This is a genomic window from Phormidium tenue FACHB-1052, assembly GCF_014696675.1.
GTDB classification, from domain to species: domain Bacteria; phylum Cyanobacteriota; class Cyanobacteriia; order Phormidesmidales; family Phormidesmidaceae; genus Nodosilinea; species Nodosilinea tenuis_A.
Window position 1 is genome coordinate 42,043 of the sequence record NZ_JACJQN010000007.1, and the last position, 11,859, is coordinate 53,901.

14 protein-coding genes are annotated in these 11,859 nt (G+C 57.1%); 2 read left to right on the forward strand and 12 right to left on the reverse strand.

All coding sequences use genetic code 11. The features are described from left to right. Positions 1-167: 167 nt before the first annotated feature. The 10 genes from rpsO to H6G07_RS11255 form a co-directional block, all read right to left on the reverse strand. Positions 168-437, reverse strand: a complete 270-nt coding sequence (rpsO, locus tag H6G07_RS11220; RefSeq protein WP_073609954.1) for a 30S ribosomal protein S15 — start codon at positions 435-437, stop codon at positions 168-170. A gap of 92 nt (positions 438-529) precedes the next feature. Beyond that, positions 530-1,156 (reverse strand): Holliday junction branch migration protein RuvA, encoded by a 627-nt coding sequence (ruvA, locus tag H6G07_RS11225; RefSeq protein ID WP_073609953.1) that lies wholly within the window; start codon positions 1,154-1,156, stop codon positions 530-532. After that, positions 1,153-1,977 carry an ATP synthase subunit B family protein gene (locus H6G07_RS11230; protein ID WP_199312034.1) on the reverse strand — a complete coding sequence of 275 codons (825 nt, stop codon included), beginning with the start codon at positions 1,975-1,977 and terminating at the stop codon, positions 1,153-1,155. The genes ruvA and H6G07_RS11230 overlap by 4 nt, the downstream gene beginning before the upstream one ends. Beyond that, the gene (gene coaD, locus H6G07_RS11235) at positions 1,887-2,438 is read right to left on the reverse strand and encodes a pantetheine-phosphate adenylyltransferase (protein ID WP_073609951.1); all 552 of its coding nucleotides are present in this window, start codon (positions 2,436-2,438) and stop codon (positions 1,887-1,889) included. Before coaD ends, H6G07_RS11230 begins: the two co-directional genes overlap by 91 nt. Positions 2,439-2,515: 77 nt before the next feature. Continuing rightward, positions 2,516-2,887 carry a GNAT family N-acetyltransferase gene (locus H6G07_RS11240; RefSeq protein ID WP_425320112.1) on the reverse strand — a complete coding sequence of 124 codons (372 nt, stop codon included), beginning with the start codon at positions 2,885-2,887 and terminating at the stop codon, positions 2,516-2,518. Continuing rightward, entirely contained in the window at positions 2,881-3,048 is a 168-nt protein-coding gene (locus tag H6G07_RS27245) for a hypothetical protein (RefSeq protein ID WP_425320111.1), read from the reverse strand. Before H6G07_RS27245 ends, H6G07_RS11240 begins: the two co-directional genes overlap by 7 nt. A 9-nt stretch (positions 3,049-3,057) precedes the next feature. Next, on the reverse strand, positions 3,058-3,648 hold the full coding sequence (locus H6G07_RS11245) for a MiaE family protein (protein ID WP_073609950.1): 591 nt from the start codon (positions 3,646-3,648) through the stop codon (positions 3,058-3,060). Between the two features lie 60 nt (positions 3,649-3,708). Beyond that, positions 3,709-4,152, reverse strand: a complete 444-nt coding sequence (aroQ, locus tag H6G07_RS11250) for a type II 3-dehydroquinate dehydratase (protein ID WP_073609949.1) — start codon at positions 4,150-4,152, stop codon at positions 3,709-3,711. Positions 4,153-4,309: 157 nt separating this feature from the next. Then, entirely contained in the window at positions 4,310-4,441 is a 132-nt protein-coding gene (locus tag H6G07_RS26685) for a hypothetical protein (RefSeq protein WP_255524794.1), read from the reverse strand. A gap of 127 nt (positions 4,442-4,568) precedes the next feature. Beyond that, on the reverse strand, positions 4,569-5,894 hold the full coding sequence (locus H6G07_RS11255; RefSeq protein WP_073609948.1) for a competence/damage-inducible protein A: 1,326 nt from the start codon (positions 5,892-5,894) through the stop codon (positions 4,569-4,571). Positions 5,895-6,047: 153 nt separating this feature from the next. Here H6G07_RS11255 and H6G07_RS11260 point away from each other — a divergent pair, with 153 nt between their 5' ends. Beyond that, entirely contained in the window at positions 6,048-7,793 is a 1,746-nt protein-coding gene (locus H6G07_RS11260) for an ArnT family glycosyltransferase (RefSeq protein ID WP_084173395.1), read from the forward strand. On the opposite strand, the gene H6G07_RS11265 is transcribed toward H6G07_RS11260, so the two are convergent. Both H6G07_RS11265 and glyA read right to left on the reverse strand, forming a co-directional pair. Further along, positions 7,749-8,807, reverse strand: a complete 1,059-nt coding sequence (locus H6G07_RS11265; RefSeq protein WP_073609947.1) for a glycosyltransferase family 4 protein — start codon at positions 8,805-8,807, stop codon at positions 7,749-7,751. The two genes, H6G07_RS11260 and H6G07_RS11265, sit on opposite strands and share 45 nt — an antisense overlap. Positions 8,808-9,127: 320 nt before the next feature. Further along, complete coding sequence (glyA, locus tag H6G07_RS11270; protein WP_073609997.1) at positions 9,128-10,411, reverse strand: serine hydroxymethyltransferase; 1,284 nt, start codon at positions 10,409-10,411, stop codon at positions 9,128-9,130. Between the two features lie 451 nt (positions 10,412-10,862). Here glyA and crtB point away from each other — a divergent pair, with 451 nt between their 5' ends. After that, the gene (crtB, locus tag H6G07_RS11275) at positions 10,863-11,789 is read left to right on the forward strand and encodes a 15-cis-phytoene synthase CrtB (protein ID WP_073609946.1); all 927 of its coding nucleotides are present in this window, start codon (positions 10,863-10,865) and stop codon (positions 11,787-11,789) included. Positions 11,790-11,859 lie beyond the last annotated feature (70 nt).

Sequence of the window (11,859 nt, forward strand, 5' to 3'; positions counted from 1 at the left end):
ACAACAACTGACAATGGGGAAACCAGACTGCAATTGCTAGATTATCCAGCCTGGATGCGCAGCCTGTAAAAATGACCGATGGGCTTGACGTGGGCTAATTGCTGCAACCACTAGCTCAGATCAGCCCATCCCAGTCTACGCATAGCTTTAGTTTTGGCAGACCAACCCTAGCCGCGAATGCCAAGCTTTTGAATCAGCGCCCGATAGCGCTCAGAGTCTTGCTTTTGCAGATAGGCCATGAGGCGCTTGCGGTGACCAATCATCTTGAGCAGGCCACGGCGAGACGAGTAGTCTTTTTTGTTCTTTTGCAGGTGGGCACTTAGCTGATTGATGCGATCGGTGAGCATAGCAATCTGCAGATCGGCGGAGCCGGTGTCGGTTTCGTGCACCTGATAGTCGGAAATAAGTTCCTGCTTACGCGCTTGCAACAGAGTCATGGGACAGACAGCTTCTCTAGAAGAATAATTTTGAGCCAGGATTTTTCACTATAGCATAGGGGCTGCGGCACCCATCTTGTCTCAGCGGAGGATTACTGACTGAGCCAGGCGATCGCCTCGCGCACCCAACTTTCTGGATCCGCTGTCTTTTGCAAAGTTGAGCTACGCCCTACCGCCTGAAGCGCCTTGAGAATCTCGCTCTGGCTATAGCCTAGGGCGCTCAGGGTTGCCTCAACCTCTTCGTAGAGGGTTGGTACTGGTCCAGCATCAGGCACCAGGCCCACCCCCGACTGAGTTTGCCAGTCTTGCAGCTTGGTTTTAAGCTCTAGCACCAGCCGTTCGGCGGTTTTGTTGCCTACCCCTGGGGTACGCGACAGTAGACGGGTGTTACCACTAACGACCGCCTGGGTCAGCTCAGCCTCGCCTAGAGTATCGATCAAGGCCAGCGCCATCTGGGGACCGATGCCGCTAACACTGATCAGCAGACGAAACAGGTCGCGCTCCTGGCGTTGACCAAAGCCAAACAATACCGCCTGGTCTTCGCGAAAGTAGAGGTGGCTAAAGAGCTGCACCACCTCCCCTAGGGGAGGCAGCAGCGATAGATGACGGGCGGGCACCTGCATGTCATAGCCCACCTGATTGACGTCTAAGGTAACGATGATTTTGTGGCTACCGGGCTTTTGAATATCGGCCAGCACCCCTTTGAGATAGCTGATCATGCCAAGGGATCAGGCTTTTGCGGTGGACGAGGGCGACTTGTAGGGCGATCGCTTCCCGCATCGGCACGGGGGTCAGATAGCACCGCACTGGGCGACGCACCCTTACTCGATTTAGGTCGCTGAGTTGGAGCAGGTGCTGGGGCTTCTTTCACCGGTTGAAGGTGGCTGCGCCCGTTTTGGATAATCCGCAACATCTGCGAGAGCTGCTGCTCGACGCTAGAGAGCACCTGATCGGCGTAGCCATCGGCCTCCTGCTGAATCATGTCTTGCTCGTCTAAAGCCTTTTGGCGCAGGGACTCCCACTCACGCTGGGCCTGAACCTGCATTTGCTCAATGTCACTCATCACCTGGGTACGCAGGCTATCGCAGTCTTGCTGGGCCTGGGTTTTGAGTTGTTGGGCCATGTGCTCAGCCTGGCGCACAATGCCCAGTTCATCGAGCATTTGGGCCGCCTGCTGCTCGGCAGCAGCGATCAGTTCTTGGGCATAGCGCTCAGCTTCGGCAAGCAGGCTGTTGCGCTGCTGCAAAATTTGCACCGCCTGGCGGAAGGCCGGTGGCAGATTGAGGCGAATCGCGTCGAGTTGGTCAAGCAACTGATCCTCATCGACCAGGGTACGGCCACTGAAGGGCACCCGAGGACTAGCCAAAATCAGCTCTTCAAGCTTATTCAGCTCCTGTTGAATATCGATGTCGCCGGGGTTAGGCAGACCCGAGTTTGTTTCCGCCGCCTCTACAGACAATCCATTGGCTTGGGTACCGGCACTGCGGGACTGGGCGCTGCGGTGTTGGGCATTAAGGCGGGCGGGGTCTGGGCGTAGCATTGGTAAATGTCTCGCGCTACATGGTGGGGAACAAGGTGGTCGATGGGGCCGCCAAAGCGAGCGATTTCTTTGACCAGGCTGCTGCTAAGAAAGCTGTACTCGGTAGAGGTTGACAGAAAAAGAGTTTCGATATCGTCAGCCAAGGTCTTATTAGTATGCGCCATTTGCAGCTCTTTTTCGAAATCGGAGAGCACGCGCAGCCCTCGCAGCAAGACCTGGGCATGGCGCTGCCTGGCATAGTTGATGGTGAGACCGTCGTAATGGTCAATGTCAATATTGTTGAGATGCCCCACCGATCGCTCAATTTGCCCAATGCGCTCGTCGGTGGAAAACATGGGCACCTTGTTGGGGTTGCTAGACACCAGCACAATCACCCGCTCAAACAATCGACTGCCGCGGGTAATGATGTCTAAATGGCCCAAAGTAATGGGGTCAAAACTGCCGGGATAGATGGCAATCAAAACTGCTTAGTCAGTATTCCAGGATTAATGTGGCGATTATAGCTAACTTCTGGCCATTAAGGCCCAGACTCGCGTTTCTATAGGATGGGATGGTGGGCCAGAGAGGGCAGGCGCTTACGGTAGACGCGATCGCACCGAGCCGTCTCAACCCCAGTGGCAGCTTCATAACCGCTGGCTTCGTACAGCCCTACCGCCTCCTTTAGCACCGAGGCCGTTTCTAACCAAATATCGGCGAAACCGCGCTGCTGAATGGCAGATTCTAACGTGTTGAGCAGGTAGCGCCCCAGCCCTTGCCCGCGCGTCTGAGGCAGCAGATACATCTTGCGCAGCTCCACTGCGCTATCCCCGCGCTGGGTAGGACGATAGCCAGCGGTACCGACCAGCACGCCGTCAAGCTCTACTACCCAAAATTCGCCGCCCGTCTTCCAATAGCACCCTTCTACTAGCACCCTTCTACCTCTAGGGCATCGCGATCGCTATCGGTCGGTTCACAAGTGAGGCGATATTCCTGCAGCACCTCGCCAATGATGGCAACGGCGGCGGCGCGATCGCTCGGCTGCCAGCTGCGAATTAAATAAGGACCAAAGGTGCTGCGGTGGTCTAGCGGCATCGAACTTCTCTAGCTATGAATGCGGGGCTGGGGGTGAAGGCGAGCTAAAATCTCGCTTTCGGCAGCGGCTAATTCAGATAGCCGCCCTTCTACCTCGGCACGGGGGAAGCGGCCAGTAGCCAGTACCCAATAGACCCCGTAATGGCGAGCTTCTGAAGCCATGAGACTGCGATAAAACTGGGCGAGTTCAGGGTCGGGGCAATACTGGCCCAACAACCCTAACCGCTCGTGGCTGCGAGCTTCGATTAAAGCCGACACCAGTAGCACATCAAGCTGACGATGGGGTTCGTCGCCTCGCACCTGCTGACGCAGAGCGGCTCCATAGGGAGGTGGCGGCAAGGGGCCAAAGGGAATGTTGCGACGCTCTAGCCACTGGTTGACCTGGGCAAAGTGGGCCAGTTCTTCCTGGGCGATCGCGGTTAGCGCCTTTACTAACTCAGCATCCGATGGATAGCGGTTGATCAGGCTCATGGCCACCCCCGCCGCCTTGCGCTCGCACTGGGCGTGATCAAGCAATATCATGTCCAGGTTAGCCAGAGCTTGCTCAACCCACGCTTGGGAGGTTGGCGTCTCTAAAAATTTAATCGTGGCGGTGGCCATACAACTTTGGGGAGAGCTGAGCGCAAATCCCAGTCTAAACCACTAGGAATCTGCGGGCACTTAATGTCGGTCGTTGAGGTGTGTCACCAACGCGTGCAGTCCTAGGCGGTAGCTATCGGCCCCAAAGCCGCAGATTTGACCCACGGCCACCGCAGCGATATACGAGTGATGACGAAAAGCTTCGCGCTTGTGAATATTGCTGAGATGCACCTCGACGGTGGGAAGGCCAACGGCTGCGATCGCATCTCGAAGGGCCACACTGGTGTGGGTATAGGCCCCAGGATTAATTAAAATGCCGTCTTTTTGCCCGAAGGCCGCCTGGATGCAGTCTACAAGCGCCCCTTCACTGTTGGATTGAAAGTAATCCAATGAAACGCCTAGGGCGATCGCTTCAGTCTCTAAGGACGCTTCGATGGTAGCCAGGGTTTGCCGACCATAGATATCGGGTTCGCGCAAGCCCAGCATGTTGAGATTTGGGCCATGAACAACTTGAACCCTTAGCAATGATCGTTGCCCTTTGTATTAGTATCTACGCTAGTCAGCTCACTTGCTTGCTCATTCTCTACACAAGCACAGCAGTCTAAGTATCAAGTGCTGCACTCAAGAACAATATCAAGCGACAGCATCGCTAGACTCTAGTTAAAATCTTTCAAGAGCACCCCTAACGGCGGGGTTCTTCTACCGGAATAGGAATCAAGTCAGGTTCTGCCTGATGCTCAGGGCCAAATAGAGCTTCAATGACTCTATCAACCCAGTCGCTCAGTTTTTCGAGAGCCTTTTCGATGTAATCCATTAGGGCAAACTCCTTACTGGCACATGCCACCCTGGTTGCTCTTACCTAAAACCAGCTCTAGGCCAGATGGGGGCTGCATTCATCCATAATTACATAATAGCCATTTGAAGCAAATGATCAACCTACGTTACAGCAGGTTGCGCCGTAGAGCATCCAAGGCAGAGAGGGCGCTGAGCTGGCGCACCCAGTCGCGCCCCCGGTAGCCAGAAAACTCGTGTTTATACGTCAACACATTGCCCTCGGGAGTAGCCAGGCCAATATAAACCAAGCCTACAGGTTTAGTCTCGCTGCCCCCGTCTGGACCGGCAATGCCAGTGATGCTCAAGGCCCAATCGGTTTGCAGCAGGGCCTTTGCGCCTAGAGCCATCTGCTCGGCTACGATCGCACTCACCGCTCCCTGATCCTCTAAAACAGCGGCATCCACCTTGAGAAGATTGACTTTAACCTGGTTGTCGTAGGCAATCACGCCGCCATGGAAGTAGGCAGAGCTGCCGGCAATGTCGGTCAAGAGCTGCCCCAAGCCACCGCCCGTACAAGATTCGGCCACGGCTACAGTTTGATGTCGAGCTAGCAGCAGTTTGCCAACCACCGAGGCTAGAGTATCGTCATCGGCACCGTAGCAGTCGGCGCCGACTAGCGCCCGAATGCCAGCTTCGACCGGCTCAATTTTGGCCAAGGCCGCAGCGGTGGAGTTGGCCCGCGCGCTAATGCGCAGCTTGGCTTCGCCTTTGCTGGCATAGGGGGCGACCGTCGGGTTGCCCTGGCTGAGGTAAGCCGCGACCTGCTCCGCCAGAGCCGATTCACTAATGCCCCAAAACCGCAGCATGCGGCTGACAATGGTGGTCGTCACCCAGCCCTGGGCGCGCAGATAGGGTACGGCGGTCTCTTTCCACATGGCCTGCATTTCTCGCGGCACGCCGGGAAAGGTCATTAGGGTGAGGCCAGGTCGGGGTGACCAGATGATACCCGGGGCAGTGCCCTGGGGATTGGGGAGCACCATCGCCCCCTCAGGCAGCAGCGCCTGTTTGCGGTTGCTGGGGGGCATAGCTCGGCCTCGAGCGGTAAATTTAGCCTCAATATCGGCCAGCAGGTCAGGGTGCTCAATCATGGGGGCACCAAACAGGTCAGCCAGCGTCTCTATGGTGAGGTCATCAGGGGTGGGACCCAGACCACCGGTGAAGAGCAGAAGCTGCGCTTCCGTACCGGAAGGCTTCGCAAACCGCTCGGCCGCAGTAGACACTGCTTGCTGAATGCGAGCCGGGTTGTCGCCTACGACGGTTTGGTAGTAGTGGGCAATGCCTAGAGTGGCCAGCTCTTTAGCCAAAAACTGGGCGTTGCCATTGAGAATATCCCCCAGCAGTAGCTCAGTACCCACGCAGATAATCTCGGCACTTCTGGTGCCAGAGGGCAAATTGTCTGTCTCGGAGGGCTGAAACGCTGGGCTTGGGGTCATAGAACGTCCTAAGGTCTAAATGGGCCGATGGGATGGCCGAGGCGCAATAGTGTCATTATGGCCATTGCAGGGAAGCCAGGAAAAGCCTTTTGGGGCCGATTGGCAAAGTCCCTAAATTATGTCGCGCATTGGTTGTTTAGGGGAGGCTACCCGATGGCAGGTTGGAGCGAGGGGAATGAACCGGCCCTAGGGGGCGATGGTCAAAGACCCGCCCTAGGAGGCGATCGCAAACCAGGTTGGGCTACCGGGCTGCTAGCCCTGGTGTTAGGGGGCCTGCTCTACCGCGCGATCGTTGCGCTCTGGCTATTTCCAGGGTTTGACGAAGCCTACTACTATCTCTACAGCCGCTACTTGAGCCTGAGCTATTTCGACCATCCCCCCATGGTGGCCATCACAACCGGGATAGGCTGGTGGCTCACGGGAATCATTTCACCTTTCACCATTCGCCTAGGGGCGCTGCTGCTCTACTGTCTCAGCTTAGGGCTGCTGTACCTGGCGGCAACGCGGCTGTTTTCAGCGGCGGTGGGGCAGATGACCGTGGCCATTGTCACGTTGATACCGCTGTTTAACATTGGCTTTGGTATTCTCACCTCCCCCGACAACGGGCTGATTTTGTTTTGGAGCGCCACGTTACTGGTCGCCGCTTGGGAGTTTTTTCCCCATAGCGGCCGGATTGAGGACCCTATGGCAAAAGCTTACGTACCCACCTGGCGCATTGTGTTGTTGGGGCTGACGGTAGCCCTGGCAGGGTTGAGTAAGTATCACGGCTTTGTGCTGGGCATGAGCCTGGTGGGGTTTTGTGCCGCCTATCGGCCCTATCGCGCGGCGCTGCGATCGCCCTGGACACTGCTTGCCCTGGGGGTTTTCATTCTCACCCTTTTCCCCCTGTGGTACTGGAATAGCCAGAACGACTGGATTTCCTTTCGCTTTCAGCTAGGCATGCGATTTGACGGGGGCACTGAGAGCAGTGGGTTTAGCCTGGGACAAATGGTGGGCTACTGGCTGCTGTCAAATGTGTATCTGTTTCCCCTAATTGGCTTTCCGCTGTGGTGGGTGGCGGCAAGACAGAGCGCTAAGCAGGCGATGTTCTGGCGTTCCCCCAGCCTGGGCGACCATGAAGTCCAGGAGCACTACAAACAGGGTTTCGTCCTGTGGCTATCGCTGCCGATTATGCTGCTGTTTACCCTGCTGGGGGGCAAGCAGCAGATTTTGCCCGCCTGGCCTGCCCCTGGCTACTGGGGTATCGCCATTTTGCTGGCCGCTCAGGTGCTGGTTTGGCGGCGCGATCGTCCCCGCCTTATTCGCCGCTGGCTGTGGGGTTCGGGGCTGTTTTTAGGCTCGCTTTCCATGGTGGCGCTGCTGCACCTAAAGCTCGGCGTTTTACAAAAACCGAGCACCTACGCCCTGTTTGGTGGACTAGTGCCCGTCGAGCAGGATGGCTCTACAGAACTGATCGACACTAGCCAGCTCAAGCGGCGGTTTGCCGATATCCCCGAAATTCGAGCGGCCCTAGATGAGGTGGGGTTTGTCTTTACCAATGAATACTACCTGGGGGGCTACTTTGCCATGGCTATTCACCCCCTAGTCGATTTGCCGGTGACGGCCTTTAGCCAGGACGCGCGCGGATTCGCCTACTGGTTTAACCCCCAGGACTGGGTTGGTCAAGATGGACTCTATATGACGTTGAATCGCTTTGCCCAAGACGACGAGATTGTAGTGGGCTATCGGCCCCTCTTCGACAGTATTGAGCCGCTAGGCACGGTGCCGCTCATGCGCGGCGGCGAAGTGACCGAAACTATTCACGTCTATCGCGCCAGCAATTTGCGGCAGGCCTACCAATACCCCTACGGCCCCTCAGCGAGTGCGCTGCCGCAGCCGCCAACCGGTGTAGCTGAGTAGCGCTGTGGCGGCTAGGGCATAGACCAAACCGCTGGGCATGCCCGCAAACGCAAGGGCTAGACTGCCCGCCCACAGCGTCAGCACGTAGATGAAGAGCACCGTCACCCGATGAGACAGCCCCGCCTGAAGCAGCCGGTGGTGTAGATGGCGCTTGTCGGCCACGAAGGGGGATTTGCCCGCTCGCAGACGATCGAGGATCACGGCCGACATATCGAGAATCGGCACTGCCAGAATCAGGTACGGCAGCAGTACAGCAGCGGTAGTGACCGTTTTGACCAAGCCGATAACGCCAACTCCGGCCAGGGTAAAGCCCATAAAGTAGGCGCCCCCATCTCCCATGAAAATTTTGGCTGGGTTGAAGTTGTAGCGCAAAAAGCCTAGGGCTCCGCCGGCTAGAGCAGCAGCAATCAGCGCCGCCGCTGGCTGATTCATGTAGAGACTTACCACCAGCATGACGACTGCAGCGATGCCAGATACCCCTGCTGCCAGGCCATCAAGGCCGTCGATCCAGTTAATGGCATTGGCCATGCCCACCAACCACAGAATGGTGACTGGCAGGCTGATGAAGTCGGGCAGCTGGGTGAGCCCGTAGAAGGGAATAGTGAGAAAGTCAATGCTCACGCCCACGTACCAAGCCATAGTGGCGACCACCGCCTGCATAAACAGGCGACTGAGGGGCGATAGGCCAAACAGGTCGTCGGTGAGACCAATCAGAAAAAAGGCCAGCCCGCCAAGGGTAACCCCCCAGATCTGGAACTCTTGAGGTGGAGCTAAATGGGCTCCGGCAGCATCAATAAAGCCGCCCATGGACCATACGACCAACAGGGCTAGCAGCGTACCAATAAAAATTGACACCCCACCCAACCGCACCATGGGCTTGTCGTGTACCTTGCGTTCGCCGGGCTGATCGACTCGCCCACTTTTAAGGCCGATGCGGCGCACGATTGGTGTCGTGCCCAGCACCACCGCGGCGGAGATACCAAAGGCCAACACGTGATACAGATAAAACGGCATCTCACTCCCCTCTATGGTTGGAGAAACTCTCTCCTGGCTAGCCACCTCCCTAGCCCAGGCCTAACCCCAGCAAACTAGTTCTTTGGCCATCGCTAATCACCTCGGGTAGCCCTAGGGACTGCCCTGACCAAGGCCGACCAGGCCAAAGGGTATTTTGGCCCGAAACAGTCCATAGGATAGGCCGAGTCTTGTCAAATAAGCAAAAACTCCATGCAATTATGACAGATCATTAAGGGGTAACCCTAACTTTCTGCGGTTTTGCATGGAGTTAACGCCTAACCCACGGGGTTCAAAGGCTTGCCCGAAAAGGTATTACACCCTTACACCAGGGCCGGAACTAGCCCGCCCAAGTGGGCATAGAGGGGGAAGCGATCGCACAAGGCCGCCACCCGACGCTTGCAGTGCTCAGCGATCGCCGCATCCTCGGGGCTGAGCAGGCGATCGGCGATGATGTTGGCGATCTCGGCGAACTCAGTCTCGCCCATACCACGGGTGGTCATGGCCGGAGAACCCAGGCGCAGGCCGCTGGTGACAAAGGGCGACTCGGGGTCGTAGGGCACGGTGTTTTTATTGGCCGTGATGTTGACCTCGCTGACTAGCTGGTCAGCCCGCTTGCCGGTCATGCCGATGGAGCGCAGATCGACTAGCACCAGGTGGTTGTCGGTACCGTCAGACACCACCTTGATGCCTCGCTGCTGGAGCTGGGCAGCCATACGCTGGGCATTGGCAATCACCTGAGCCGCATAGGCGCGAAACTCAGGCTTGAGGGCTTCGCCAAAGGCCACGGCCTTGGCCGCAATCACGTGCTCCAGGGGGCCGCCCTGGCTACCGGGGAACACCGCCTTGTCAAACTTTTTACCTAGTTCGCCGTCGCGGGTCAGAATCAGGCCGCCGCGAGGGCCGCGCAGGGTTTTGTGGGTGGTAGTGGTCACCACGTCACAGTGGGGCAAGGGGTTGGGGTGATAACCGGCGGCCACCAATCCGGCGATGTGGGCAATGTCAGCCATCAGGTAGGCGCCAACTTCGTCTGCGATCGCGCGAAACCTCTCAAAATCGATGACGCGGGGGTACGCCGAATAGCCACAGATGATCAGCTTGGGCCGGTGCTCCAACGCCAGCTCACGAATTTGGTCAAAATCAAGCTGTTCACTGTCGCGGCTAACGCCATACTGCACGACCTTAAACCACTTGCCCGACACGTTCACGGGCGAGCCGTGGGTCAGGTGCCCGCCGTGGGAAAGATCCATGCCCAAAATGGTGTCGCCGGGCTGAAGCAGGGCCAGAAACACAGCAAAGTTGGCCTGCGCTCCAGAGTGGGGCTGCACGTTGGCATGGGCGGCACCGAAGAGTTCCTTGGCGCGATCGATCGCCAGCTGCTCAGCCTCATCGACAAAGGCACAGCCGCCGTAGTAGCGCTTGCCGGGCAGCCCCTCGGCATACTTGTTGGTCAATACCGACCCCTGGGCCGCTAGCACCGCAGACGAGGTAAAGTTCTCGCTGGCGATTAGCTCCAGGTGGTCGCGCTGGCGCTGCAGCTCGCGTTGAATAATGCTGGCCAGCAGCGGATCAGACTCTTGCAGAAAATCAAAGTTAGTTTGAGGCACGGGCAAGGCTCCCAACAATCGACAGAACTAGACAGACAAAGGGGACCGTTAACGGGTAGCCGATAGAGCGCCTTCCCCCACGGTGCTGCTTGCTGCCCTGCAATTCCCTCAGAAATCGCTTCGCGAGGCGCAGCCCATGGTGGAGCGAAGAGAACCCACGGGGGCTTGGCATCGAGCAGCTTAATACGCAGTCTATTATCTTATCTGGATGGCCTTCAAATGGGTAGTCAGCCCTGAAGATGCTGGGAACAGAGAGCACGCATTTGGAATTTGCGGGCAAATGTTACGGATTGCAACATATAATCTTTAGGAACGGCAGAGGCAGAGTTGCTTCGGAGAATGGGCCGATTTCAACTGTTTTGCCAAAGTTGGGTGCAGTTGTGAGAGGCTAGGTTAAGCAGAATTGCCTGTAGTCGGTTTGAGATTTATATTCTCCAGGTTTGGGTCATTAATGCTGCAACTGACGGACTCTCCCCCCATCCAATCGCTATCCTCCGTTGAGGATGCCTACGAGGTGTGCCGACGCGTCACGGCGAAGTATTCCAAGACGTTTTACACCGGCACCATGCTGATGGCTCCCGCCAAGCGGCGCGCCATCTGGGCTATTTACGTCTGGTGCCGCCGCACCGATGAACTTGTGGATGGGCCGCAGGCGCAGTTCACCAGCGAGAAGACGTTGGATCGGTGGGAGTCGCAGCTAGAGTCAATTTTTGCCGGTTGCCCAGTGGATGACGAAGATGTCGCCCTGGTGGATACCCTGGAGCAGTTTCCCCTCGATATTCAGCCGTTTCGCGACATGATCGCGGGCCAGCGGATGGATTTACACCGCAATCGCTACGACACCTTTGAAGACCTAGAGCTGTACTGCTACCGCGTAGCCGGCACCGTAGGGTTGATGTCGACCACAGTGATGGGCGTTGACACTCAACTGCAAACCGCCCCCTGGAGCCAGCAACAGCAGCTCGACCCCACTCCCCAGGCGATCGCCCTGGGCATTGCCAATCAGCTCACCAACATTCTGCGCGACGTGGGCGAAGATGCCCGCCGAGGCCGCATTTACCTACCTCTAAAAGATTTAGCTGCCTTTGACTACACCGAGGCTGACTTGGTCGCTGGTGTTGTGGACGATCGCTGGCGGGCCCTAATGGCCTTTCAGATCGATCGCGCCCGTCGGTTTTATGCCGAAGCAGAGAGCGGCATTGGGCTGCTAAGTGAAGACGCCCGCTGGCCTGTATGGTGTGCCCTGGCCCTCTACCGCCAGATTTTGGACGTAATTGAAAAAAATGGCTACGACGTGTTTAGCCAGCGAGCCTACGTGCCCTCTCTGCGCAAGCTACTCACCTTGCCCAGCACCCTGGTAAAAGCTCGAGTGCTTTAGATTAGGGGCGTTTAGCCGGTCAACAAGCACCAAATTCGATGGCCTTTGCAGCAGACCAATGTTGAGGTTG